Raw genomic sequence first — 25,632 nt, forward strand, 5'->3', positions numbered from 1 at the left:
TGAATTTGATCCTACAATCGCTTTTCGGGTTCAAATCCCTTGCTCCGCTGCTGCGAGCTATAAAGTCAACACATTTCAGGAAGTAGGGAGGGAGCAGGAATTCGCTGTGCGGATAAATATCTAAACTCCCATCCCCGGATGTTTAATATTGAATTTGATAATTACTACATTAAAGATTTGCAAAATCAACTATTAAATAAGTTTGTATTTTGTACCCGCAAGCTGGGCGATCCTTTTTTTTATGATTAACGATAACAGAACTGAGTGTAAAAGTCCAAAATCCCATGCAGTCGCTTCAAGTAGTTCATCTAGTGTCATGGTTCCTTGCTCCAGCAACAGCACGACGCGCTTTTCCTCGGAAGTCTCACTCACTGGTGCTTTGGAGACCCCATTCACATCCAGACTCTGCTCTCTATTGTATGAAGAAACATCCCTTGTACGCAAATCGGCTACGTACTCCTCTACAATATCCGAAGCTTGGGTGACCGTTTTAGCCCCTTGCTTAATCAGGCTTAACGTACCTCTACTCTTCGGTGATGTAATCGGCCCCGGAACGGCGAACACATCTCGATCCGCCTCCAACGCAGCATCAGCTGTAATTAGGGAACCGCTTCTTACATCTGCTTCCACGACAACGGTTCCCCGTGTCAGACCGGCAATGATCCGGTTACGCTGCGGAAACATTCCAGGATGCGATCTGGTGCCTGGTGGATATTCCGATACAATCAAGCCTTTGCTCGCCATCTCTGCAAATAAAGATGCATTTTGGGGTGGGTAAATTTGATCAATCGCCGTTCCAAGCACCCCAATCGTATTGCCTCCCCGGCGCAGAGCAGCTTCGTGGCAAATACTGTCGATCCCTCTCGCCAATCCACTGACCACTGTAATGCCCGCATCACACAATCCCTCTGTCAGCATTTCGGCCGCTCTGCGTCCATAAGCCGTAGGAATGCGGGTCCCCACCATAGCTACAGAGCATGTATGCAAAAGTGAAATGTCCCCTTTCGTATACAGTACCCAAGGAGCATCTACCGTTTCCTTCATTAATAGGGGATAATCTTCATCCACATAAGTAATCACTCCGATATCGCCAGATCGAATCCGCTGATATCTTTCATGTACCCAATCTTCATCGTAACGCTGCAATGCTATGCGGGCCTGAGCAGGACTTAATCCTATCTCGATCCATTTCTGCTCGCTAAAATGCAGCAGTTCATGCAGCCGGTAGTCGCTCGACCAAATACGCTGAATTGTTTTTCTACCGATCCCCTCTAATTCATGCAAACCCAGCAAAAGCCATCTTTCTTCCAAACTATGGTTCCCCCGTTCATAGGAAGAGTGAACCCTCCCTTATTTTGTGGCACAACGTATCATTTTGCAAGCGTTTCCCTGATAAGCCTGTCCCAACGCAAAAAAAAGCAACCTTTTCATCCCCTGTTTAAAGAGACAAAAAGGTTGCTTACCTTTCTTTCATTATACACTAGCAGGCGACAAATTTCGATGCCATTTTACAGCTTGTATATTAATGAAGAAACACGATTTAATGTGTCGTACACAAATTCAAAATACCACGCGCTTCCAGCACACTGACCAGCGTCGAGCCCATCTCGGAAGGAGTCGGTGCCACCTTGATACCACAGGCTTCAAGCGTAGCGATTTTCTCCTTGGCCGTTCCTTTTCCGCCGGAAATGATGGCGCCTGCATGTCCCATCCGTTTGCCCGGAGGCGCAGTCACACCGCCGATAAAACCGACCACCGGTTTCGTCATATTATCCCGAATCCACTCTGCAGCTTCCTCCTCGGCTGTACCGCCGATTTCTCCGATCAGAATGACAGCATGCGTGTTAGGATCTTCATTGAAGCGATGCAAAATATCAATAAATTCCGAACCTTTAACCGGGTCCCCTCCGATACCAACTGCGGAGGATTGTCCGATGCCCCGGGTAGTCAGCTGATGTACCGCTTCATAGGTCAGCGTGCCGCTTCGCGACACAACGCCTACATGGCCCGGCAAATGAATGTAACCTGGCATGATGCCAATTTTGCACTCTCCAGGTGTAATTACGCCTGGACAGTTAGGGCCGATCAGAACGGTCTTTTTACCTTCCATAAAGCGTTTGACCCTGATCATATCAAGCACCGGAATGCCCTCGGTTATGCAAATCACGAGATCCAACTCTGCATCTACAGCCTCCAAAATGGAATCCGCAGCAAAAGCAGGCGGCACATAAATAACACTCGCTGTCGCGCCTGTAACAGCCTTCGCTTCGCTCACCGTATTAAACACGGGCAACTTCACCTGCTGTCCGTTCTCCAGCGTAATTTCTACCTCGGTGCCGCCCTTGCCTGGAGAGGTGCCTCCTACCATCTGTGTGCCATAATCAAGCGCACCCTTGGCGTGGAATAACGCCGTTTTTCCCGTAATCCCCTGTGTAATCACCTTTGTATGCTTATCGACCAAAATACTCACGATCTTCACATCCCCTATCGTTTATTCGGCATATCGGAATGCAAACAGGCTATTGAACAAGTTTGACGATTTTCTGGGCACCGTCCGCCATGGAATCAGCCGCCACGATATTCAAACCGGATTCCGCCAAAATCTGTTTACCCAACTCGACATTCGTGCCTTCGAGACGGACAACAAGTGGACGGGTCAGCCCCAATTGCTTGGCAGCCTCCACCACACCGTTCGCAATGATGTCACACTGCATAATTCCGCCGAAAATGTTCACAAAAATGCCTTCTACCTTCGAATCGGACAAAATGATTTTGAACGCTTCGGTTACCTTTTCCGTCGTCGCACCGCCCCCTACGTCCAGGAAGTTGGCCGGATCGCCGCCGTAATATTTGATAATGTCCATCGTCGCCATTGCAAGACCTGCGCCGTTGACCATACATCCAATATTTCCGTCCAATGCGATGTAGCTCAGATCGTATTTAGAAGCTTCTATTTCTTTCTCGTCCTCTTCGTCCAAATCACGCAGCTCCAAAATATCCTTGTGGCGGAACAACGCATTAGAGTCAAAATTCAATTTGGCATCCAACGCCAGCACATTCCCGTCACCTGTGACGACCAACGGATTGATCTCTGCAATCGAACAATCCTTGTCCACAAAAGCTTTATAGAGCGCCTGCATGAACTTAACCGCCTTGTTCACCAGTTCATTGGGGATGTTAATGTCATAAGCCAGCTTGCGAGCCTGATATACCTGAAGCCCAATCGCCGGATCAACAACTGCTTTAAAAATCTTCTCTGGAGTAGCCGCAGCTACCTCTTCGATTTCCGTACCGCCTTCTTCCGAGGCCATGATCACGACACGTCCGGTCGCACGATCCACGACAACACCGACGTAATACTCTTTACGAATATCGCAGCCTTCCTCTACCAAAAGGCGTTTAACCTCTTTGCCTTCAGGCCCGGTCTGATGTGTCACCAGCACCTTACCCAAAATTTCAGAAGCATAGGTACGCACTTCATCCAAGCTTTTGGCCACCTTCACACCGCCCGCTTTACCACGTCCACCGGCATGAATTTGCGCCTTCACCACCGTAACAGCGCTTCCAAGCGATTCTGCTGCAGCAACGGCTTCCTCCACCGTATAGGCAACCTTACCGTTCGGTACAACCACTCCGTACTGCTTCAATACTTCTTTACCCTGATATTCATGGATATTCATTCTGGAATCCTCCTATCAACATGACTGCAACAAGGGCGGTTCACAAGGAAATCTATACTAAACCTACATCATTGTAACATGTTTTTAAAACGCTTTCCTTATAATTTAACGTTATGAATTACAGTATTTTGATATCATTATCATTCCCAAAATCGAATGCTTGGATATTAATGGGTATTTTTTTGATAGAATACCCACAAAAAAGCAACTCTTCAAGTTCGGGATTTATTAAATCCGCATGAGAGATACTTCGTTCATCAGGGCATTCCTTCATTCAGCTGCGTCGGCTACGTAACGATGAGCTTCGTAAGGTAACTGAAAATACCGATTATGATTTCTCAACCTGCACATTCGCTTCATGAACTCGATTCAGCAGATCATTGAACTCAAACAGAAGCGAGCCGAATTGATCGTGGGTCATGTTTGTTTTTTCCTGAATACATCCCGGTACAGATAGCGCATTTTTCCGCAATACACTTCCTTCTGGAGTCAAAGAAATCAGCACCTTACGTTCATCCTGTGTCGAACGCTTCCGGTCAATGAGTCCGGCGTTCTGCAATCTTTTCAATAACGGAGTCAGTGTGCCTGAGTCCAGATACAACGCCTCGCCTAATTCCTTCACCGTACATTCCTCGCGCTCCCACAGCACAATGAGCACCAAATACTGTGAATATGTCACACCGAGCTTTTCCAGATAAGGCTGGTAAAGCTTCGTAATCTCCCTGGAGCACGCATATATAGCAAAGCATAACTGATTATCAAGTTTTAATGCTGCACCTTCATTACGATTGTTGTTGTCCATGCTGTCAGATCACCTGCTTTCGTCATTATTTTAGCACATTATACAACAAAAAACATGATAATTGTACAAAATACTTTACACAATATAATTATTTTGATAAATTTAATTGTGTAAAATATAAATTGAGTGAGAGGCAGTGATTGGATTATGATGACCATTCAACAAAAAATGTATGAAATCACAGTGAAAGCAATTGGAGGACGTAATGGTTATGTCGAGTCTTCTTCCCCTGAACTTCGACTAAATATTGATACACCCAAAGAAATGGGCGGTGCAGGCGGCGCGGGTACAAATCCGGAGCAATTGTTTGCAGCAGGCTATTCAGCGTGTTTTGACAGTGCTTTGAATATGGTTGCCCGCATGCAGCGTATTAAACATGAAGGTACCGAAGTAACAGCAACGGTCAATTTCGGTAAAGTTGAAGACGGCGGCTTTGGAATCGGAGTAAACCTAGATGTTCTGGTGAAAGGCGTTGACCATGAAACAGCGGTAAAACTGGTAGAAGGCGCACATGAACAGTGTCCTTACTCCCGCGCTACCCGCGGCAATATTGAAGTGAAGCTGAACGTGCTCTAATCCCAATATCACAAAAAAAATCCTCCGAACTGTTTCTGGTTCGGAGGATTTATATACTTTCAGCTACACCTTCACAACAAAGGATTGACAGCTGGTTTTCTTCCATTAAGTAACATGGCAGATGATGCATAATCGTATATACGAAACTGATATACTTATTGTATAATCACGTTGTCATAATCTTTTTTTTTCTCCAGAACTTTGCGTCTGGAGCTTTTTTTTGTCTTACATAAAAAATATGGACATAGCGTTATTTTTATGCTGTTTTATTCTTCTGAAAAACTGGCATATGCTCTGTCCATATTCCGATATTGAATGGCTTCAGCTACATGCGACACGGTGATCTTCTCTGATTGATTCAAGTCTGCAATGGTGCGTGACAGTTTGAGAATTCGATCATACGCACGCATGCTTAAACCGAGCGCATCCATCGTCTGATCAAGCAGCTCTGCTGCATTGAGTTCTAATACCGCATATTTACGGAGCATTTGACCGGATAATTCGCTATTCCATGAAAAAGGAAGCTTGCTGTACCTATCGATTTGTATCCTTTGAGCAGCTAACACCTGTCTTCGCATTTCAGCGGACGACAGTGACTCTTTTTCCTCACGCCAGTCCTTCGGTTGCGATACCTCAAGCTGAAGATCGATCCGGTCCAGTAATGGACCAGAAATACGCGAACGATAGCGAGCTACCGCAGAAGGTGAACAAGTACAGCGCTGATGTTGCGTATCACTTCCGAAAAAGCCGCAGTGACACGGGTTCATAGAAGCTGCAAGCAAAAAATGTGCCGGGTACTTAAAAACTGCACGTGAACGGCTAATTGTCACATTGCGATCTTCCAACGGCTGCCTCAGCACCTCTAGCACATGACGACTAAACTCAGGCAACTCATCCAGAAATAAAATCCCCCGATGTGCAAGGCTAATTTCTCCCGGCTTGGGGATTCCTCCTCCTCCCACCAGTCCAGCAGCGGAAATCGTATGATGAGGTGAACGGAAGGGGCGAATGTTCATCAAATGAGGCGACGACTCCTTCCACTTCCCGGCGGCGCTGTATATTTTGGTAACCTCCAGTGCCTCTTTTTCGGTCAAGGGCGGCAGAATGGATGGCAGCCTGCGGATTAGCATCGTTTTTCCGGCACCAGGCGGCCCGATAAGGATGATATTGTGCATTCCGGCAGCAGCGATAACCAGCGCTCGTTTGGCGTGTAGCTGACCTAATACATCGCTGTAATCCTCCATAACGTCAATCATCTCTTTGGCCTCACGCATTGATATCTGATCTGCCTGAGGCAAATGGTCATAAGCATGGATAATGATCTGCTGTCTAGCAGTAACACGTTTGCCTTGGTCATGAGCTTGATTCGAGACTGGGTTAGGGGCTGGATCAATAGCTTGCTTAATGACTTTATTAGTGACTTGGTTAGTGAGCTCGTCATTAATTGGATCAGGTAAGTAGTTAGAATTCTGATCTTTTGATTGGCCTTCAATAGCGTATTGTGCGTGATCTTTTGCTGGAATGAGATCCATCAGATGACGAACAGCGTAAATACGTATACCCGTGATCAGGCGTGCTTCCCCTGCATTTTCCTCAGGAAGCAGCACCGAATGAAATCCTTCTCGCTTGGCCAAATCAACCATAGACAATACCCCGTTCACGGGGCGAATACTACCGTCCAACGCTAGTTCACCGATAAATAACGTCCGTTCCCCCGCAGGTAAAACGACTTGTCCGCTGGTTGTCAGCAGTCCCAAAGCGATAGCAAAGTCAAAGGATGAGCCTTCCTTACGTAAATCAGCAGGAGCCAAATTTATGGTTACACGCTGGGACGGATATTTGAAACCGCAGTTTTTGATCGCTGCTCTTACGCGCTCCACAGCCTCTCGAATGGCCGAATCCGGCAATCCGATAATTGCAGTTTGAGGCAACCCATTCGACAAATCAGTCTCAACTTCAATCAGAACACCGTCTATTCCATAAAGACAAGCTCCATGTAGTTTTCCATACATAACAAAAAAACACCTCTCCTCATACTGAAATGTCTCCTACGGGGAGCATTGCATATATGAAAAAAGGTGCTTCCAAATTTTCATCCGTTGCAAATGTAATGTTACATCTTTAATTCACAAACTGTCTAATCAAGGTTATTCGACAAAAGATTATTTGTCAAACAGGGTCAGCTTATCCGCTGCTGGAATACGTGGTCTTGGTTCTGGAATGACTTCAGGATAACCCGCATACACCATGCCGATGATCTTCTCACCAGGCTGAATTCCCAAATGCTTGCGGAATTTCGGTGAATAAAGAAAAGGCTTTGTGACCCAAAACGTTCCGATTCCTTTACTCCATGCGGCAAGCATAAAGTTTTGTACAAGGGCACTAACCGCTGCAAAGTCCTCATCCCAAACTGCCTGACGAGGGTCTTCCTCCAACACAATTAAGAGCTGAATCGGATTGTGCAAAATGCCGCTTTCGAACTTGTTATCCTTGCCAATATCGGCTTCAATAGCTTCAGCAAGTTTTTTCCGTCCGTCACCAGCAAACAAGAGAAAACGCCATGGCTCACGCATTTTATGATTGGGGGCCCATACAGCAACGTCCAGCAATTCTTTAATGGTATCTATCGGGATGGGGTCGGGTTTGAACCGTTTAATGGTCCGTCGTTCCTGAATTACATCTATGACATGTTCACTAAAGGTATGCTCTGTCACGTATATCCTCCTTCGCAGGTATAGCTCGTGGATGCTCACTATAACCATATAATCAAAATGATAACCATTCTCAATAAAATATACCTTTAGCATTCCTTCCTGTCAACCTGTACATATGAAATTCGAAATGAACCTTCAAAAAAATTTACCGCTCTTTTAGAATGCCTCGATTATATGGTCCGTGACGACTGCGGTTTCGTCAATCAATCGTACAGAGATCATATCAAAACGGATTGGAATATCTCCAATCCCGTTCATATGCAAATAAACAGCGGCTGTCTGGCGAACCTGGGTTATTTTACGTGCAGTGATTGATTCTGCGGGCGTTCCATAATTGAAGCTACTTCGGCTGCGTACTTCAATAAACACAAGAATATCCTCCTGCGCGGCAATCAGATCCATTTCACCACTACGACATCGCCAGTTACGCTCTATGATACGATACCCCAGATTTTCCAAAAACGAAGCCGCTGCCTGTTCACCCAAAGCTCCTTTGGCTTTTCGCTGATCCTTGCCTCCGGTCCTCATGTCGTTCCTCATCAGCTGTCATCCCTTGGAGCAAGCTTATCCATTTGATATATATAGCTAAGCACCTCTGCCACCAATTGATATAGCTCAGCAGGAATTTGTTCATCCAAATCAAGCTTGGACAATACCTCAACCAGTGCGGCATCCTCTTGAACGGGAACACCATGCTCTTTGGCTTTTTCTAAAATGCTATCCGCAATACGACCGCTTCCTTTGGCAACGACGATTGGGGCTTCGCTCTCACCGGGCGTATATTTAAGGGCCACAGCCTTCTTCCTAGAAGGAGAAGGAGCCTCCAACGGCTCTTTCATATTTTAAGATCGACTCCTTTATACGGCTGAGGCACATAGCTTTGTACCTCCGAAGAGACCAGACCTTTGCTCTCCTGTCCCGTCCTTATCGGCATCGGTTCGGTGCGCAGCGATAAAAGCTGATAGCCTAGCGATTCCAGCGCCGTATGAATGGATTCACGCCCGCTGGTCAACAGCGAAGCAGCCCAATCCTGATCGTTATGGAGCTTAAGGCTCACAATCCGGTCCACGACTTGCACATCTACCAATGTCGGCCCGAGCGCCTTCATGTCCAAATCAAACCAAAGTCGGCAGTTGGATGCATCCAGCTCCCCGCGTTTACCGCGTCGAGACTGAATCTGGATCGTAGCTGTTTCACGACCATCCGGGCCGACAAACGGAATAAACATGTGTACCTGTGCAAAAGGGGCCGTGCGGTCCGTATTCAGCAGCAACTGCTGACCCGTCAGGTGTTGCACGACCTGCTGCGCCGCCTCTTTCAGGGCAGGCGGCAGGTCATCGCTGCTCATCAACTGGAGCAGCGCCCCCTTTACGGTGTCGGCGTCCGCTGACACCGCACCGCCCGCCGCTGCCGCTAATCCCGGCAGCGGCTGCGTTCCTTCCGGCAGCTCCATACGGGCCGCCGCCGTTCCCTGCGCGGTCTGTGCAGACGCGCGGTGTACCCGCTGCTCGTGCTCTGCACCGAGCAGCTTCAGCACGCGGCCCACCCACGGGTCCTCCGTGGGGGTGAGCTGCGTGCTGGACGCTACGGACACCGCTGGCTGCGTAGCAGCGGTGTCCGTAGCCCGCTGAGCGCCAGCCGTAGGCTGCGGCGCTTCTGTTGCGGGCTGCTCCGGCGCAGCCGTGCCCAGCGCGGGCGGCACCGCCGCGCGCAGCTCTTGCAGCAGCGTGCGCAGCCGCTGGAGAGGCGCCTCCGGCGTGGCCGCGTTGCCCGCAGCGGCCTGCGGCGCAGATCCGCCAGCCAACTGCGCGGCTGTACGGGCTGCCGTCGCGGCGTTTGCAGCGGGCTTCGCCCCAGCAGGCTCTGCCGTTGCCGCCGCTGGAGCGCCGTCGGCGCCCTTAGTCTGCTGTGTACCCGCTGTAGCAGCTTGCGGCTGCTCCGCTCCGGCACGTGAAGCCCTCAATGCATCAGCGCCCGATTCAGGCGCATTTACACCGGAGTCCGCCACCACGTTCGGGGCTATGGCTCCACGCCCATTAGCTAGTGCTACTTCCCCGGAGGCAGCACCTTTAGCTACAAATGCAGCAGTTCCAGTCGGAGCATCCGAGTCAGTTGCCAAAGCGCCCGCTTCACCCACCATAGCAGCAAGATTTGCCGCCTGTGTCCCTTTCAGCGTCTCCTTGCCTCCTACTGCCTGTGCCGCTTCTGCCTGCTTTGTAGCAACAGCAGCGGCATCTTTGGACAATACAGGAACTTGGCCTTCTAGGGCATCTGCAACAACAGATAAAGAAGCACCTGATGGAGCAGGGGACATTCGGTCAGCCCCCTTTAACGCTGTTGCTTCTCCCGCCATACGGCCAGCAGATGCTCCTTGTCCTTGCTGCTTGAATATCGCTTCTAGCTCGTGCTCCAGCGAAGACAAAAGATCATTTAAAGGAGGGCCAAACATCGCCTGTCGCAAACCGTTTATACTTTCGGCCGTCAATGGCAATCCACGTTGAAAGGCAACCGCTGCTGCCTGCACAAACGTCTCCATTTGTACTTTTCCCGGCTGCTTCGCCAAAGCGTCCCGTAAAGAAGCCGCATTTTCCGATGTCAACGGTACGCCATTCTTTTGCATCGCCTGTATCAGTTCCCTGTTCTGCGCTGTATCCGGTAGTCCTACCGAATCCAGTAGATCTGCCAACGCTACAGTCTGCTGTCCTGTGTTGGCTGCCTCGTTCAAAGGCTTAAGCACAGTCATTCCGCTGGGCGAAGCTGGCTGGACCTGAAGTAATGTAGACTGTCCAGGTTGAAGAGGGGTTTCCAGCTTGGCTCTGACCTGGGAACCTTGAATTTGCAACACAGCCTCACCGCCGTCCTCAGACACCTTTAATACGACGCCACGCACGACCTGACCTGGCTGCATATCGAGCTTTTTAGCCTCTCCCGCCTTCACATCACCAAGTAATCCTCGAAATACAGATCCGATATTCATAGGGTCCCTCCTCTCTTCATGCCCCATATTCAAGGGGCTTATTTTATTGGGTATACATTATATCGGTACTGTCCCGACTCATAATAAGTATTTACAGGTCAAACAACGTCGGTTGCTCGATCAACAAATTACCAAGAAAGCTACGTCTATGCATTGCTGTAGGTCCCAGCGTCAAAATTTGTTCTCTATGCAGCTTGGTTGCGTAACCTTTATGTATGCCAATCCCATATTCCGGGTACTTTGCATCCCATTCACCTTTGCACAGTCGATCACGGGTTACCTTGGCAATGATAGAAGCCGCAGCAATAGACTGGCTGTTTGCATCTCCCTTAATAATAGAGAGCTGGGGGATAGGCAAGTCCACCTTTTCTGCATCTACAAGCAAATAATCAGGAGATACCTGCAATGCCTCAACTGCCTGCTTCATCGCCAAACGAGCTGCCTGTTTAATATTGATGGCATCAATCGTTCGTGCGTCCACATACCCGACTCCTACGGCAATGGCCTTCTCCATAATTAGCTCATAGTAGGTTTCCCTCTTCTTGTCCGTCAGCTTTTTGGAATCATCCACGCCCTCCAGCAGCTCACCATTCTGCAAAATGACCGCTGCTGCCACAACATCCCCGAACAAGCAGCCTCGGCCTACCTCATCAATACCAGCGATGCGCTCATAGGATTGCTCCCAGCATTCTTTTTCATAGCGCAGCATGTTCGTTACTGCTACCCCTTGTTCTTCCATACTCCATACCCGCCTATCTATATGTAGTTTGACGCTTAATTTACGCCATGGTTCAGCACAATTTTATTCAGCTTAACACAGACCAGCCCGTCCCAAAACCCCTTTCGTTAACCTGGCTTCACATACCAAAAAACCTTCCTCTCTCCGGAGAGATGGGGAAGGTTCTTCCTTGCCACACTATACTATGCGGTGTATCCAATACATCAGGCAGAATCGAATCAGTAAGGAGCTTCCAAACTGAAACGTCCCAGCTTACCTGCACGCAGTTCACGCAAAATGATTTTTGATGATTTTTCGAGATCTACACGTCCACCGCTGACTATACAGCCGCGTTTACGTCCAATCGCTTCCATGACACTGACAATTTCATCGGCATTTTCCGTATCCTCAGGATGTTCAGTCAGCTCAAAGCGCGCTGCCAGCTCATTCCAGTAATATTGAACCAAATATTTTGTCGCGAAAAAAGCGATATCCTCAACATTCAAAATCTCTTCTTTGATCGCGCCTGTAACCGCCAGACGATAACCAACATTCTGATCCTCAAATTTGGGCCACAAAATACCCGGTGTATCCAGTAGCTCAATTTCACCAGTCTTGATCCATTGCTGTGCCTTCGTCACCCCCGGACGGTCGCCCGTAGCTGCAATGCTACGTCCTGCCATACGGTTGATCAGAGTCGATTTACCGACATTCGGTATACCAACAATCAAAGCACGCATAGGACGTGGGTTCATACCTTTAGAAATCTGCCGATCTATCTTTTCCTTGAGCAGCAACTTGGCCTGAACCGGAATTTCTTTCATTCCTGTACCTGTTGTAGCATCCACCTGAAAAGCGATATGCCCTTGCTCCTTGAAGTAGGCAATCCACTGCTGTGATACTACCGGGTCTGCCAAATCTGCCTTATTTAAAATAATCATTCGCGGCTTGCCCTGCAAAATATCATCAATCATTGGATTCCGGCTGGAAAGCGGCAACCGAGCATCAATCAGCTCAATTACCAAATCAATCAGCTTTAATTTTGCTTCAATTTGGCGGCGCGCTCTGGTCATATGACCAGGAAACCATTGAATCGTCACCGTCATCACCTCATTGATCGTAACTCCTAACGTTCCCCCTACGGTTAATCGTCAGGATTACGGCAGCTATGCTGCATATTAGTTGTTCTAGTGGTTAATCCACTTCATATCCTTCACCGGCCAAAAAATAACATCAGCCCGGCCCACGACTTCCTTCAAATCAATATATCCAATCATCCGACTGTCTGTACTGTTGGAACGGTTATCCCCCATAACAAAAATATGTCCTGCCGGAACTTTACCATCCTTAAATTTTTCATTCGGGAAATTCGTAAACTTGTTGTAAAGCTCACCATTTTGATGCGCTTCGTCCAACGGAGCTTTCAAGTAAGGCTCCTGAATAGGTTTACCATTCACCGTAATCGTGTCACCTTCTACCTTAACCGTGTCGCCCTCAACGGCAATGACGCGCTTAATGAAGTCTCTTCCTTCATCTGGCACATGGAACACGATGACCTCTCCCGGTTTGGGGGAACGGAAATCATACAAAATTTCATTTACAATGACACGTTCTCCGGTATGAAAGTTAGGCTGCATCGACGGGCCATCCACAATAAACGGCTTAAAAAGAAACCAACGGATTAAAAAGACCAACACTAACGCGATAACGATGGCCTTGATCCACTCAAAAATCTCATTTTTCGGTTTACGCTTGGGTGTACCATCCTGATCAGTCGGCTGCTGCATAGCTCCTTGTCCTACTTCTTGCTCCATAGCTCACTGTCCTCTCTTTACGGTCAATAATCCACAGTTCCCTATGTACGTAGAAAAAACGAAAGGAGCTTGTAAACAAGCCCCTTTCGTTATTCGTTGTATTAACGACGAATTTCTTTAATTCTCGCTGCTTTACCGCGCAGTTCACGAAGATAATAAAGCTTCGCACGACGCACTTTACCACGGCGAGTCACGTCGATTTTATCGATTTTCGGGGAATGAAGCGGGAAAGTTCTTTCCACACCTACACCGTAAGAAATTTTACGAACTGTAAAAGTCTCACTGATTCCACCACCATGGCGTTTAATTACAACACCTTCAAACAACTGGATACGCTCACGAGTTCCCTCAATAACTTTCACGTGCACTTTCAAAGTGTCACCGGGACGAAAGTTAGGCAAATCTTTACGCAGTTGTTCTTCAGTGATCGCTTGGACGATATTCATCTATGACTCCCTCCTTCCGTACAGGTGTTCATGCATCTTCTGGAAACACATTCGTTTCCTTCATCATCCACAGAGGACCACCGTATTACACACAACAGATGTATTGTATCATGGAGGATACCGCATTGCAACAAGAAAAAGGGATTTGACCAAACATTATATTTAATTAATTACATTATAAAACAGGTTAGTACCTACTTTCAAATCCACTCGTTGCTAAAGCCCTTTAGCACACTCTCACCATGATCAATCCATCTTGCGCTGTTCCTCTATCCATACCCGTTCCTTGCCTGTCAATTCAGCCTGCTCCAGCAGGTCCGGTCGGCGTTCCATCGTACGACGCAGTGCCTCCTGCCGTCTCCAGGCATCAATATTAACGTGATGCCCCGACAGTAGCACCTCAGGTACTTTCCAGCCCCGAAATTCAGCAGGTCTGGTATAATGTGGGTACTCCAGCAGACCCGTGCTGAAAGAATCCGTTACCGCGCTCGTTTCATTGCCCAGCACTCCAGGTAGCAACCGTGCCACACTATCTATAACGGCCATGGCGGGCAGCTCCCCACCAGTCAACACATAATCTCCAATAGAAAGCTCATCCGTCACCAAATGCTCACGAATACGCTCATCATAGCCCTCATAATGCCCGCATATAAAAATAAGATGGTCCTCTTTAGCAAGCTCCTCCGCTTTCTTTTGCGTAAAAGTCTCACCTTGCGGACACATCAAAATAATACGCGGAGCTTTCAAACCTGCACTCGACCTGGCCTCTCCTTCACCTTGAACAGCCTTGTCTGTGTTCCCCAATATGGTTGGACGCTCTGATTCATCCAATAACACCTCCACCGCAGCGAAAATCGGGTCAGGCTTCAATACCATCCCGCCTCCGCCGCCATAGGGTGTATCATCCACTTGACCATGCTTGTTCCCGGCATATTGGCGAAAATTAACTGCTTGCAGTGATATGATTCCCTTCTCCCTTGCTTTTCCCAGAATGCTTGCATTAAATACACCATCAAACATTTCGGGAAACAGGGTCAGCACATCCACCCGCATTACAGTAGTCCTTCCATCAACCGTACCGTAACCCGTTTTTCAGGCACGTTTACATCCAAAATGACATCTTCTATATACGGCAACAGCAGTTCCTTGCCATCGGGCATTGTGACTACCCATACATCGTTAGCTCCTGGTGTCAAAATCTCTTTCACTACACCAAGCTTTTCTCCATCTTCTGTCACAACTTCCAAGCCAACAACCTCATGAAAATAAAACTCATTTTGCTCTAGTTCACCTAGTCGTTCCGCAGATACCTTCAATAAGCTGCCTTTATACTTTTCAACATCATTGATGTTATGATATTCCTTGAATTTGGCTACAACCATATTTTTTTGAAAACGTGCTGTTTCAATGGTTACAGGGATCGGCGCTTTACCATCCGCAAAAATGATCAACAGTTCGCTGCCTTTGGCAAAACGATCCTCCGGAAAATCAGTCGTCGTTAATATTTTAAGCTCGCCGCGGATTCCGTGTGTATTCACAATTTTCCCGACATTAAACAATTGCTGCATCGTGTTCCTCCTGCATGTAATCGGTTCCGCTCCATATCATCTTCATCATGTACGAAAAAGGGTTAGGACATACATCCTAACCCACTTTCGTATATCTTTAAGATATGATGTCCACGGTAACCCGTTTATCCATCTTAACGGCTGCTGATGCAACCACAGCGCGAAGCGCCTTGGCGATACGACCCTGCTTGCCAATGATTTTTCCTACATCCTCAGGATGCACGCTAAGCTCATATACGACAAGCCGCTCCTTCTCCAAGGTCTTCACGGTTACATCTTCCGGATGATCGACTAAAGCCTTAGCAATGACTATCACTAATTCTTCCATGGTTGACCCTCCGTATCAGCACCTTATTTCTGTTGTTTAAGCTCATGAAACTTTTTCATTACGCCCGCTTTGCTAAGCAAGTTGCGGACTGTATCGGATGCTTGTGCACCATCTTGCAACCATTTCAACGCTTTATCTTCATCAATTTTTACAACTGCTGGTACTGTAATAGGGTTGTAATAACCGATTTCTTCGATAAAACGACCGTCACGCGGGGAACGGGAATCCGATACCACGACGCGATAGAAAGGAGCTTTATGTGCACCCATACGTTTCAGACGAATACGAACTGCCACGAAAATTCACCTCCTTCAAAAAGTAGACTGTATATTGTTATCCTATACTTCCAACGGCCTATTGGCCTTAACGGAAAGGAAACTTCATACCTTTACCCATACCCTTCAACTGCTTCAGGGCTTTGTTTTTGCCACCCTTAGGACCCATCATGTCTGAGAACTGCTTCATCATGCGCCGCATTTCATCAAATTGCTTAATCAGGCGGTTTACTTCAGTCAGTGATGTTCCACTGCCTACAGCAATCCGTTTGCGGCGGCTATGATTAATCATGTCCGGGTTTTGTTTTTCTTGTGTAGTCATGGAATGCACGATAGCCTCAATCCGGCCCATCTGCTTGTCATCTACTTTGACATCTTTCATTTGCTTCATGTTGCCCATGCCGGGAATCATATCGAGAATCTGGTCGATCGGGCCAAGCTTTTTAACTTGATCCATTTGCTCCAAGAAATCTTCGAAGGTAAATTCAGCATTACGCATTTTCCGTTCCATTTCCTTCGCCTTATCGGCGTCGATATTGGATTGCGCTTTTTCAATCAGGGACAACATGTCGCCCATACCCAAAATCCGTGAAGCCATCCGTTCCGGATGAAACGGCTCCATCGCATCCAGCTTTTCACCCAATGTAGCGAACTTGATCGGGCATCCGGTCACAGCCTTAACTGACAAGGCCGCACCGCCACGGGTATCACCGTCCAGCTTCGTTAGTACAACCCCTGTTAACTCCAAGCTAGTATTAAAGTGCTCCGCGACGTTTACTGCGTCCTGACCTGTCATGCTATCAACAACCAGCAGAACTTCGTCCGGATTGACGTTCGCATGAATCTGGCGCAACTCTTCCATAAGCTCTTCATCCACGTGAAGACGACCGGCAGTATCTATAATAACGTAATCATTACCGTTATCCTTGGCATGCTGTAAGCCCTGTTTTGCAATTTCCACCGGGCTTGTCTGATCACCAAGCGTAAATACAGGAGCATTAATCTGCTCACCAAGTACCTGTAGCTGCTTGATCGCAGCCGGTCTATATATATCACCAGCTACAAGCAATGGGCGATGATTTTGCTTTTGCAGCAACTTCGCCAGCTTACCAGATGTCGTCGTCTTACCTGCACCCTGGAGACCCACCATCATAATGACCGTAGGCGGTTTGTTTGCCTTGGCAAGCTTGGCCTGACTGCCACCCATCAACTCGGTCAGTTCCTTATTCACGATGTCGATGATCACCATGCCTGGTGTAAAGCTGTCCATCACTTCCTTGCCGACGGATTTCTCCTTCACCTTGGCAATAAAGTCCTTTACAACCTTGAAGTTAACGTCCGCCTCCAGCAAAGCTAATCGTACTTCGCGCATCGCCTGAGCTACATCATCCTCAGACACTTTTCCTTTGCCACGCAGTTTACTGAATACATTTTGCAAGCGGGTCGATAATCCTTCAAATGCCATATTTTCGCACCTCCTTGTCTACCAGGGTTGTTTGTTTACTAATCTATATGACCTACAATTCCTGCAGGCGATTTACAATTTGACTAACATGTTGCAGAGTGCCATCATCGGGTTCACTGATTTTACCGAATACCTCATACAACGCCGTATTTAGTTCTTCCAGGTCTCGACTTCTGCGCTCATGTTTACTGAGCAATCCGAGCTTTTCCTCATACATTTCCAGCACCTGCTCGGCACGTTTAATATGCTCATACACGGCCTGACGGCTAATTTGAAATTCCGAAGCAATCTCTCCCAGAGAAAAATCATCATGGAAGTAATATTTCAAAAACATCTGTTGCTTCTCCGTAAGCAGAGGTTCATAGAAGTCAAACAGTCGGTTAATCCGGTTTGTCTTTTCCAGCCGATTCTCCTGACTCATCACGTATACCTCCATCGTCAAGGAAAAACACTTTACAGTTCTTTTCAACGATCCTTATCATACATAAAAGAAAAGAAGATGTCAAGCGTTATCCCTTGTCAACCAAAAAAAAGCCGATCCACTGCCCTTAAACGGAAGTACGGATCGGCTTTTTGCCTGCTAGGATTTAAACTCTTACCGGAGTAAGATACAGCAGAACAGCCAGAAAATGAAGTATGCTGCCCGCCAGAACAAACAGATGCCAGATCGCATGATGATACGGAAACGCCCGCCACACATAGAAGATTGTACCCAACGTATACATTAGACCGCCCAAGAACAATAGCGTCATGCCCCCGGCGGGAACAGCCGCCACCAGCGGGTTCCAGGCAATCGTGATAAGCCAGCCCATCACGATGTAGAACAAGGTAGACACGAACAGGAAGCGCTTGGTGAAAAATGCCTTGAATAGCACACCAAATAGAGCGATTCCCCAAATAACGCCAAACAGCGTCCAACCTAAAGTCCCGCGCAGTGCAACGAGCATAAACGGGGTGTAGCTGCCTGCAATGAACAGGTAAATGCAAGAATGATCGAATATTTCGAACAAATCCTTCAATTTTCCTTCGCGCAGGCTATGAAGCAACGTGGAATTGGTGTACAACAGCAGCATCGTAATTCCGTAAATCGTGAAACTGACGACATGCCAAGTGGTCCCTTTCAAGCTTGCAAAAACAATGAGCAGCACAAGTGCCGCCACACTTAAAACGGCTCCAATTCCATGTGTGATCGCATTGGCTATTTCTTCCCGGCGGGAATAAGTATAGGTGTTCGCCATTGGTTTTTCACCCGGCTTCCTGTGAAATATTTTTTACATCCAAAAAAATTCATATCCGGCGCCGACATGCCCTTTTCTTTCATTTACATCCCTGTGATCTCACGCAGCAACGGACCCTACTTAGCACCAAACCTGGTAAGTCATTAGATTAAAAAAGCTTCGTCTAACCTTACAACTTGATTAGGCCTGTTCTTCCTCATCCGAAGCCGTTTCATCTACGCCTTCTTCCTGAATCAACCCAGCGAACAACGCATGAACGAATTGCTCGGAATCGAATGGCTGGAGATCATTCACTTTTTCACCCAAGCCTACCAGCTTCACTGGCAAATTCAGCTCTTGGCGGATCGCCACGACAATACCACCCTTGGCTGTACCATCCAGCTTCGTCAGTACCAGCCCGGTTACGCCACTTTTCTCCCCAAACATTTTGGCTTGATTGAGCGCATTTTGTCCCGTCGTCGCATCGAGTACCAGCAGTACTTCATGGGGAGCATCGGGAATTTCACGCTGGATCACGCGGAAAATTTTGTTCAGCTCCTCCATCAGATTGCTTTTATTCTGGAGACGTCCTGCGGTATCACACAGTAACACATCCACCTGACGCTGCTTGGCAGCCTGTACCGCATCAAACATAACCGCCGCTGGATCAGAACCAGATTGCTGCTTAATGACCTCTACACCAGCCCGTTCACCCCATACCTCCAGCTGTTCAATTGCACCAGCACGGAACGTATCCCCGGCGGCCAGCAGCACTTTCTTACCCTCTTGTTTAAAACGATGCGCCAGCTTGCCAATTGTTGTTGTTTTGCCGACACCATTGACACCGACGAATAGAATGACCGTAATCCCGTCAGGGCTCATTTGAAGCTGACTGTTGTCATTGCCCCGTAGCAGTTCAGACAGCTTTTCTGATAATACAGGCTGTAGCTCGGATGCGTCCTCGATTTTGCGTTTTTTCACTTCTATCCGCAAGTCTTCAATGAGGTTCATAACTGTGTTGACGCCAACATCGGCACCGATCAGAATTTCTTCCAGCTCCTCGTAAAACTCCTCGTCAATCTTCTTGCGGCGAATCATCAAATCCGTTACTTTTTCAACAAAACCTTTGCGTGTTTTTTCCAAACCGTCCTTGAACTGTTTGGTGACGGATTCGGTTTTGCTTGTAATGCTTTCCTTTAATTTCCTGAAAAAACTCATAGGTTCCCTCCGTTGATCTGAAAGTATGTTATTTTATGTCAGGCAATCTCGGCTTCATCATTGCCCAGCTTAACGGATACAAGCTTGGAAACCCCGCCTTCTTCCATCGTAACCCCATATAGCACATCGGCTTCTTCCATCGTGCCCTTGCGATGTGTTACTACAATGAATTGTGTTTGCTCGGAGAATTCCCGCAAATATTGGGCAAAACGCACTACGTTGGATTCGTCCAGCGCGGCCTCCACTTCATCCAGCACACAGAATGGAACAGGCTTGACATGTAAAATGGCAAACAATAGCGCCATCGCCGTTAACGCCCGCTCGCCTCCTGACAGTAGTTGCAAGTTTTGCAGCTTTTTGCCCGGCGGCTGGGCTACAATGTCAATTCCCGTCTCTAGCATGCGTTCCGGGTCAATTAGCACCAGATCGGCACGTCCCCCCCCGAACAGCTTGGAGAACACCGTACCAAATTCGCGCCGGATGGCATCGAACGTAGCTTTGAAACGTTTGGACATTTCATCATCCATTTCACGAATAACCTGATAGAGCGTTGTCTTGGCCTCGACCAGATCAGACTTCTGCTCATCGAGAAACGTATAGCGCTCATACACGCGCTGGTATTCCTCAATGGCACCCAGGTTTACCTCGCCCAACGTGGAAATACCGCGTTTGAGCCTTTGCACCTCGGCCTGCGTACCTTCTATATCCTCCGGTATCGGATAACGCTGCTTGGCCAGCTCATAGCTGAGTTCATAGTCATCACTTAATTTTTTCAGGACGTTCTCCAGCTCTACATCAAGCCGATTCACTCCAATTTCTGTCTGGCGAAGCTGTTCCTCGACCGACTTGAGCTGAATGCGTTGCTCTTTCGTCTCGGTTTCGGCCACTTCCAGCTTTTTGGACAAGCTGCTGCGTGCAGCACGCTTAAATTCCAATTGCTGCGAAGCCTCTTCCTTTTTAAGCCGATACTGATTGAGATTTTCAATCTGCTTCACGCTTTCCTGCTCATTGGTCAGCAGATCAGCTTCGATGGAAGCAAGCAAGGTCTTGTTCTGTCTCGAATCCTTGCCAAGGGTATCATAATCCGCCCGTAATCTACGCAGCTGCTCTTCCAGTGAAAAACGCTCCTGATCCAGCTTCCCTTCTCTTACCTTGAGATCCGTAAGTTCTCCCTGTAGCTGTTCTTTGACAGATTCGTTGGCCTTACGGGCAAATTCAGCAGCATGGATAGCCTGGTAGGTTTTCTTCTCTTCTTCCTCCAGCGCAGCTAATTTCAGCAACGCCTCTTCACGGGAAGCTTCCAGTTCCTTGATCTCCTGATCAAATCCCTTCTTCTCCTGACCAGATGCAGCCACCTGCTCCAGAACATGACGAAGCTCATGCTCCAGTTGCTTGAGTTCCATTGCTGTCTGCTGCTCTTCGCCGCGCTTCACATCGCCGCCCTGACGCAGCTCGTCCAAACGGGTCTGTGTCTCTTCCAACTGACGTTTTGTATCTACCGCGCTCTGACGCAACCTCGCAATTTGTTGCTCCGTATCCATAATGTCTTGATCCAACTGATCCAGCTGACGTTTACGCCCAAGCAGGTTGGCATTTTTCTTGAATTGGCTACCACCTGTCATGGAACCACCTGCATTAACGACATCGCCTTCCAGCGTCACGACGCGATATCTATATTGGCAACGTGCCGCAATACGGTTAGCATCTTCCAGCGTACGAGCGATAACCACATTTCCTAGCAGGCTGCCTACAATGCCAGTATACCGTTCATCATACTGAACTAGATCCGCACCGATTCCGACAAAGCCCTCGGCCCCTTCCGCAATTTGGCGTTCACCCGCCCCAATTTGACGCGGACGGATCACATCCATAGGCAAAAATGTCGCTCTGCCCAACTGACGCTGCTTCAAAAAGCTGATCGCCTGTCTGGACACCGATTCATTTTCCATCACGATATGCTGCATCGAAGCGCCCAAAGCCGTTTCCATAGCCTGCTCCAAATGCTCAGGTACCCGGATCAGCTCTGCTACCGCCCCATGCACACCATGCAGGGTTTCTTTGCGCGCCGCCTTCAATACTTCTTTAACACCCAGCATAAAGCCATCGAAGTCATCCTGCATTTCCTTCATCGTATCTCGGCGTGAAATTTGGGCCTCGCGTTTTTGTTCCCATTTGCGGACAGTGCCCTGACTTTCTTCCAGCAGCTTTTGCAGCGCCTGGTATTTTTCGCTTCCCTGTATATATCCGCTGCGCAGACTGCCGATTTCCTGACCAAGCTTCTGAACAGTCGCTTCCAAACCCTTTTTACGCTGTTCCAGTTCAGCTTTCTGGGCTTCCCACTTGCCGGATTCGTCACTTACGCGAGTCACCCGCCGTTCCAACGCTTCCTTCTGCTGGTCGGTATATCGGATTTCGTTACGCGCCTGTGCCATCTGATTCATCAGCTCCAGCAGTCCGCCCTTCAGGCTTTCCTCCTGCTCTTGGCTGATTCCACCTGTGACACCAATCAGCTTCGCCTCTTCGTCGGATAGCCGTTCACGCAGTTCGTCAAGCTCGACAGTCAACGCAGACAATTTTTCGTTCAGTAGATCCAGCTCACTTTTGCGCTCGGAATGACGTGATTCGCTCGTACTGAGCGATAAAATGAGTTGCTCTCGATTTGCCTCCAGATTGCGTGTGCGCTCTTTCAACAGTTCACCGTAGCCTTCACTCTTTTCCGTAGCTTCACTGTATTGCAACAGATCACTTTGCAGCCGCTCCACTTGCTCCTCCAGCTGGCGCAGCTCATTGCGGTCGCTCTCCAGCATAGCATCATGACGGGACACCACCGTAGACAACTGTAGCTGCTCCTGTTGCAACAAAGCCAGCTTGGAAGTCGCATCGCTCCACGAGGTATGAATCTGTTCAATTTGGTGGACATACATCGAAATTTCCTTCGATTTCAGTTCGCCCCGAAGTTCCTTATAGTGGATCGCCTTCTCCGATTGCTCCTTGAGCGGTCCGATCTGATCCTCCAGCTCAGTAACCAAATCATGAATACGAAGCAAATTTTGCTCCGTGTCATCCAGCTTGCGAACCGCGTCTTTTTTACGTGATTTGTATTTAACGATACCGGACGCTTCCTCGAAAATCCCCCGGCGGTCCTCAGAACGGGTACTCAAAATCTCTTCAATGCGCCCCTGTCCGATAATGGAATAAGCCTCTTTACCAATACCTGTATCCATAAACAGCTCGGTAATATCACGAAGTCTGCATGACTGTCGGTTAATGAAATATTCACTATCTCCACTGCGATGCACACGTCGCGTGACCGTGACCTCGCCAAAATCAAGCGGCAACGCCTGATCCTCATTATCCAACGTAAGCGACACTTCACCGTAATTAACGGCCTTACGAGCATCACTACCCGCAAAAATAATATCCTCCATTTTACCGCCGCGCAGTGATTTGGCGCTCTGTTCACCCAGCACCCAGCGAATACCGTCGGATATATTACTCTTTCCGCTTCCGTTGGGTCCGACGACCGCTGTAATGCCGCGAACAAATTCCATCTCCGTTTTATCTGCAAACGATTTGAAGCCCGCCAGCTCAATGCGCTTTAAAAACATACTCAATCTCACCTCTAACATTTAAATATGCTTGTACAAAACCGTTTACCTGATTCACAAGAATTATTCCTATTGTAGCACAAGGCCACTTCGGATAAAGCAAGGCAAAGACATACAGAGCTAAAGCAGCAAAGCCACGAAAAAAGAGCAAAACGCAGTCCATTCGCCATTGCGGGCCGGGACTCCCCGCGGACTGCCCTTTGCTCTTACTTTGTGTCCCCTGCTCGTGTAACCCGTCCGGGCCGCTCAGGTACCGATTACGATTCCGTCAGCTTCAAACGGTTTAAGGCTACTGCCGCCGCCTGCTGCTCAGCTTCTTTTTTGGAGCGTCCTGTACCTGTACCCAGCCGTTCGCTGTCCATATATACCTCAGCTACAAACTCGCGCTCATGGGCAGGTCCGCGCTCCTCCACAATCCTGTATCCAAGCATCCCCATGTTATGATGCTGCGTCAGTTCCTGAAGCTCTGTTTTGAAATCACTCATCTGAAGCTTACCGTTTAACACAATTTGAGGAAAAATATAACGTTCCAGAAACGACCGGACGGCATCCAGACCCTGATCCAAATAAAGCGCGCCTACGAACGCTTCGAATACATCGGCCAACAGAGCCGGACGAGTACGTCCGCCTGTCAGCTCTTCACCTTTGCCAAGCAGTACGTATTGCCCGAACTCAAGTCCGACAGCAAATTTCACCAGAGAAGGCTCACAGACAATGGCTGCACGCAGCTTGGTCAGTTCGCCTTCCGGCCGGTTAGGGTACTGATTGTACAATTGCTCGGATACGGTCAGTTCCAGAACAGCGTCGCCTAAAAATTCAAGCCGCTCATTGTCTGCATGCTGACTGAACCGATGTTCGTTTACGTAGGAAGCGTGCGTAAACGCCTGCTTCAGAAGCTGCCGGTTGTTGAATTGAATATGAAGTTTCTGCTGTAATTGCTTCAAGTCTCCACTCAACGAACTGACCCCTTACGCTTCATATTTTTTTAGAATAACCGTAGCATTGTGACCACCAAAACCAAAGGAATTGGACATCACTACATTCAGTTTCGCTTTTCTCGGCTCGTTAGGTACATAATCGAGATCGCAAGCTGGGTCCTGATTATCCAGATTAATCGTCGGCGGAATGATCTGATGCTGGAGAGCCAAACCGCAGATCACGGCTTCGACACCGCCAGCTGCACCCAATAAGTGCCCTGTCATTGACTTGGTTGAGCTAATCGCCACTTTATAGGCATGCTCTCCAAGCGTTTTTTTAACCGCTTCTGTTTCCGATTTGTCACCGACTGGCGTAGATGTACCATGCGCATTGATATAATCAATATCTTCAGGATTCAACCCTGCGTCGCGGATCGCCATTTTAATACAGCGTGCTGCTCCATCCGGATCTGGCTCTGTCATATGATGTGCATCGCCGGACAGACCGTAGCCGATCACTTCGCCGTAAATACGTGCGCCACGCTTCAATGCGTGCTCCAACGATTCCAGAATCAGAACACCAGAGCCTTCGCCCATAACAAACCCGTCTCTGTCAGTATCAAAGGGGCGGCTTGCCTTCTCAGGCTCATCGTTACGAGTGGACATCGCCCGCATCGAACAAAAACCAGCCATTCCGATCGGACGAATCGTTGCCTCGGCACCACCGCAAATCATAACGTCAGCATCACCACGCTGAATCATGCGGAACGAATCGCCGATCGCATGACTTCCCGTTGCACAAGCCGTAACCGGTGATGTATTGGGTCCTTTAGCGCCGAGTGAAATCGACACTTGACCGGAACCCATATTAGCAATCATCATCGGGATAAAGAAAGGGCTTACGCGTTTAGGTCCTTTTTCAATCAGCGTATTGTGCTGATCCTCCCAGGTACCCAATCCGCCAATACCGGAGCCAACGGATACACCAACACGCTCGGCATCCGCGTTCTCTCCGATTACGAGTCCGCTGTCCTTAAGTGCCAATTTACTAGCAGCAACGGCAAATTGTACAAAACGGTCCATTTTACGGGCATCCTTGCGGTCTATATAATCCTCAGGATTAAAATCCTTAATAGAAGCCGCAATTTTCGTTGTATATTCACTGGTATCGTACGCTTCGATTTCACTGACGCCAGATTTTCCAGCCATCAGATTATCCCATAGTGTGTTCAAATCCTGTCCCAGCGAAGTGATTACACCCATTCCTGTTATGACAACACGTTGTTTCAAAGAAAATCACCTCTATGTC

The 25,632-nt window shown here is 48.2% G+C and carries 25 protein-coding genes; 1 reads left to right on the top strand and 24 read right to left on the bottom strand.

Features of this window, described 5'->3' with window-relative positions; translation table 11 throughout:
• Positions 1-192: 192 nt before the first annotated feature.
• The 4 genes from dprA to ACWGOO_RS00775 all read right to left on the bottom strand — a co-directional run bounded on the left by dprA (position 193) and on the right by ACWGOO_RS00775 (position 4,482).
• On the bottom strand, positions 193-1,311 hold the full coding sequence (gene dprA / locus ACWGOO_RS00760; protein ID WP_452480656.1) for a DNA-processing protein DprA: 1,119 nt from the start codon (positions 1,309-1,311) through the stop codon (positions 193-195).
• A 229-nt stretch (positions 1,312-1,540) separates the two neighbouring features.
• Entirely contained in the window at positions 1,541-2,470 is a 930-nt protein-coding gene (gene sucD / locus ACWGOO_RS00765) for a succinate--CoA ligase subunit alpha (protein ID WP_452480658.1), read from the bottom strand.
• Positions 2,471-2,519: 49 nt separating this feature from the next.
• Positions 2,520-3,680 carry an ADP-forming succinate--CoA ligase subunit beta gene (gene sucC / locus ACWGOO_RS00770; RefSeq protein WP_452480660.1) on the bottom strand — a complete coding sequence of 387 codons (1,161 nt, stop codon included), beginning with the start codon at positions 3,678-3,680 and terminating at the stop codon, positions 2,520-2,522.
• Positions 3,681-4,008: 328 nt separating this feature from the next.
• Positions 4,009-4,482 carry a MarR family winged helix-turn-helix transcriptional regulator gene (locus tag ACWGOO_RS00775; RefSeq protein WP_452480662.1) on the bottom strand — a complete coding sequence of 158 codons (474 nt, stop codon included), beginning with the start codon at positions 4,480-4,482 and terminating at the stop codon, positions 4,009-4,011.
• A gap of 147 nt (positions 4,483-4,629) precedes the next feature.
• Between ACWGOO_RS00775 and ACWGOO_RS00780 the strand changes: the two genes are divergently transcribed.
• Complete coding sequence (locus tag ACWGOO_RS00780) at positions 4,630-5,058, top strand: organic hydroperoxide resistance protein (RefSeq protein WP_452480664.1); 429 nt, start codon at positions 4,630-4,632, stop codon at positions 5,056-5,058.
• Between the two features lie 266 nt (positions 5,059-5,324).
• Here ACWGOO_RS00780 and ACWGOO_RS00785 read toward each other — a convergent pair whose 3' ends face one another.
• The 20 genes from ACWGOO_RS00785 to fabF all read right to left on the bottom strand — a co-directional run bounded on the left by ACWGOO_RS00785 (position 5,325) and on the right by fabF (position 25,613).
• A complete protein-coding gene (locus ACWGOO_RS00785; protein WP_452480666.1) occupies positions 5,325-7,070 on the bottom strand; it encodes a YifB family Mg chelatase-like AAA ATPase in 1,746 nt (581 codons plus the stop codon).
• Between the two features lie 150 nt (positions 7,071-7,220).
• Positions 7,221-7,772 (bottom strand): nitroreductase family protein, encoded by a 552-nt coding sequence (locus ACWGOO_RS00790; RefSeq protein WP_452480668.1) that lies wholly within the window; start codon positions 7,770-7,772, stop codon positions 7,221-7,223.
• Positions 7,773-7,928: 156 nt separating this feature from the next.
• Entirely contained in the window at positions 7,929-8,312 is a 384-nt protein-coding gene (locus tag ACWGOO_RS00795) for a YraN family protein (RefSeq protein WP_452480670.1), read from the bottom strand.
• Complete coding sequence (locus ACWGOO_RS00800) at positions 8,312-8,611, bottom strand: EscU/YscU/HrcU family type III secretion system export apparatus switch protein (RefSeq protein ID WP_354450759.1); 300 nt, start codon at positions 8,609-8,611, stop codon at positions 8,312-8,314. Before ACWGOO_RS00800 ends, ACWGOO_RS00795 begins: the two co-directional genes overlap by 1 nt.
• Complete coding sequence (locus tag ACWGOO_RS00805) at positions 8,608-10,749, bottom strand: DNA ligase (protein ID WP_452480673.1); 2,142 nt, start codon at positions 10,747-10,749, stop codon at positions 8,608-8,610. The genes ACWGOO_RS00800 and ACWGOO_RS00805 overlap by 4 nt, the downstream gene beginning before the upstream one ends.
• A 91-nt stretch (positions 10,750-10,840) precedes the next feature.
• Positions 10,841-11,509: a ribonuclease HII gene (locus tag ACWGOO_RS00810; RefSeq protein WP_452481578.1), complete on the bottom strand. Its 669-nt coding sequence runs from the start codon at positions 11,507-11,509 to the stop codon at positions 10,841-10,843.
• A gap of 197 nt (positions 11,510-11,706) precedes the next feature.
• Complete coding sequence (gene ylqF, locus ACWGOO_RS00815) at positions 11,707-12,567, bottom strand: ribosome biogenesis GTPase YlqF (protein WP_452480675.1); 861 nt, start codon at positions 12,565-12,567, stop codon at positions 11,707-11,709.
• 87 nt (positions 12,568-12,654) lie between these two features.
• Positions 12,655-13,281, bottom strand: a complete 627-nt coding sequence (lepB, locus tag ACWGOO_RS00820) for a signal peptidase I (protein ID WP_452480677.1) — start codon at positions 13,279-13,281, stop codon at positions 12,655-12,657.
• Positions 13,282-13,382: 101 nt separating this feature from the next.
• Positions 13,383-13,727: a 50S ribosomal protein L19 gene (gene rplS, locus ACWGOO_RS00825; RefSeq protein ID WP_452480678.1), complete on the bottom strand. Its 345-nt coding sequence runs from the start codon at positions 13,725-13,727 to the stop codon at positions 13,383-13,385.
• A 246-nt stretch (positions 13,728-13,973) separates the two neighbouring features.
• A complete protein-coding gene (trmD, locus tag ACWGOO_RS00830) occupies positions 13,974-14,780 on the bottom strand; it encodes a tRNA (guanosine(37)-N1)-methyltransferase TrmD (RefSeq protein WP_452480680.1) in 807 nt (268 codons plus the stop codon).
• Positions 14,780-15,295 carry a ribosome maturation factor RimM gene (rimM, locus tag ACWGOO_RS00835; RefSeq protein ID WP_452480682.1) on the bottom strand — a complete coding sequence of 172 codons (516 nt, stop codon included), beginning with the start codon at positions 15,293-15,295 and terminating at the stop codon, positions 14,780-14,782. The genes trmD and rimM overlap by 1 nt, the downstream gene beginning before the upstream one ends.
• 97 nt (positions 15,296-15,392) lie before the next feature.
• On the bottom strand, positions 15,393-15,623 hold the full coding sequence (locus tag ACWGOO_RS00840; RefSeq protein ID WP_452480684.1) for a KH domain-containing protein: 231 nt from the start codon (positions 15,621-15,623) through the stop codon (positions 15,393-15,395).
• Between the two features lie 23 nt (positions 15,624-15,646).
• Positions 15,647-15,919 (bottom strand): 30S ribosomal protein S16, encoded by a 273-nt coding sequence (gene rpsP, locus ACWGOO_RS00845; RefSeq protein WP_014281051.1) that lies wholly within the window; start codon positions 15,917-15,919, stop codon positions 15,647-15,649.
• A gap of 67 nt (positions 15,920-15,986) precedes the next feature.
• Positions 15,987-17,363, bottom strand: a complete 1,377-nt coding sequence (ffh, locus tag ACWGOO_RS00850; RefSeq protein WP_452480687.1) for a signal recognition particle protein — start codon at positions 17,361-17,363, stop codon at positions 15,987-15,989.
• Between the two features lie 52 nt (positions 17,364-17,415).
• On the bottom strand, positions 17,416-17,784 hold the full coding sequence (locus tag ACWGOO_RS00855; RefSeq protein WP_452480689.1) for a putative DNA-binding protein: 369 nt from the start codon (positions 17,782-17,784) through the stop codon (positions 17,416-17,418).
• Between the two features lie 166 nt (positions 17,785-17,950).
• Positions 17,951-18,601 carry a PAQR family membrane homeostasis protein TrhA gene (gene trhA / locus ACWGOO_RS00860; RefSeq protein WP_452480691.1) on the bottom strand — a complete coding sequence of 217 codons (651 nt, stop codon included), beginning with the start codon at positions 18,599-18,601 and terminating at the stop codon, positions 17,951-17,953.
• Positions 18,602-18,781: 180 nt separating this feature from the next.
• A complete protein-coding gene (ftsY, locus tag ACWGOO_RS00865; protein WP_452480693.1) occupies positions 18,782-19,798 on the bottom strand; it encodes a signal recognition particle-docking protein FtsY in 1,017 nt (338 codons plus the stop codon).
• 38 nt (positions 19,799-19,836) lie between these two features.
• Positions 19,837-23,406 (bottom strand): chromosome segregation protein SMC, encoded by a 3,570-nt coding sequence (gene smc / locus ACWGOO_RS00870; RefSeq protein WP_452480694.1) that lies wholly within the window; start codon positions 23,404-23,406, stop codon positions 19,837-19,839.
• A 257-nt stretch (positions 23,407-23,663) separates the two neighbouring features.
• Positions 23,664-24,362, bottom strand: a complete 699-nt coding sequence (gene rnc, locus ACWGOO_RS00875; RefSeq protein WP_452480696.1) for a ribonuclease III — start codon at positions 24,360-24,362, stop codon at positions 23,664-23,666.
• A gap of 12 nt (positions 24,363-24,374) precedes the next feature.
• The gene (gene fabF / locus ACWGOO_RS00880; protein WP_452480698.1) at positions 24,375-25,613 is read right to left on the bottom strand and encodes a beta-ketoacyl-ACP synthase II; all 1,239 of its coding nucleotides are present in this window, start codon (positions 25,611-25,613) and stop codon (positions 24,375-24,377) included.
• Between the last annotated feature and the right edge of the window lie 19 nt (positions 25,614-25,632).

The organism is Paenibacillus sp. NPDC055715, from assembly GCF_053617595.1.